Source organism: Pseudoflavonifractor sp. SW1122, from assembly GCF_012027765.1.
GTDB classification, from domain to species: Bacteria; Bacillota; Clostridia; order Oscillospirales; family Oscillospiraceae; genus Enterenecus; species Enterenecus faecium.
In genome coordinates, this window is the sequence record NZ_SJOS01000101.1 from 1 (window position 1) to 908 (window position 908).

The 908-nt window shown below is 50.4% G+C and carries 1 protein-coding gene; it reads right to left on the reverse strand.

Annotation, left to right across the window (positions count from 1 at the left end; translation table 11 throughout):
• Positions 1 to 740 (reverse strand): transposase (locus tag E0L15_RS12180; protein WP_168125816.1); only part of this gene is annotated, 740 nt, incomplete at its 3' end.
• Positions 741 to 908 lie beyond the last annotated feature (168 nt).

The window sequence follows — 908 nt, forward strand, 5'->3', positions numbered from 1 at the left end:
TGGTGAAACTGCTCCAGCTTCTTTAAAAACGGCTGAAGCGTTCTCACATCATTTCGGTCGAAAAACAGCTCTATCCCGGTGATATACTCACTGTTCACACCAATCTGCACATTATAAGCTGGCTTGAGCTGCCCGTTTCGCATGTGGTCTTCTTTCAGCCGCATAAATGTGGCATCTTCGTCTGTTTTGGAGTAACTGTTGCGCCCTTCTCCCATGGTGGATAGCATGTTTTCATACTGCTCCCACCGCTCCAGAAGTTCAGACAGGCGCTCCCATTCCTTTTGTCCGGGACTTTTCCGCCGGCCACTTCCATGGACAAAGGTAATATTTTGAGCAAACTCCTCCAACCATGCCCGCAATTCCTGTGTGGAAGTAAAACCGGTAGATCGTTCCACCTGGGCCTTTACTTTGGCCAGGTGCTTCTCCACGCTTTTGCGCCACACAAAGGTATAGCGGCCTGCACGGCTTTCCATCTTTGTTCCATCAATAAAGACAGCTCTGTGGTCTGTCTCCCCCATTTCCTCCAGCTTGCGGACAAACTGGTAGAACAGGTCTTCTATGGCTTCTCTGCACCGCCCGGTTCGAAAACGGGCAATGGTGGTGTGATCCGGTGCCTTTTGGCCTTCCAACAGCCACATAAAATCTACTCGGTACCTACACGCCTCTTCCAGCTTCCGGCTGGAGTAGATGCCACACAGATACCCGTAGACAATTACCTTGAACATCACCCGTGGTTCCACTGCCGATTTCCGTCCTCTGGACGAATAGGTGCGATACAGTTTCCTGTAATCCAGTTCCTCAAGCTGGGCACTTGCCAGTCGGACGGGTGCGTTCTCCGGTAATATTTTTTGTGAGTTCAATGCAAATACCAGTTGACCGTGGCACTCATATACGGTACACTGATCTTG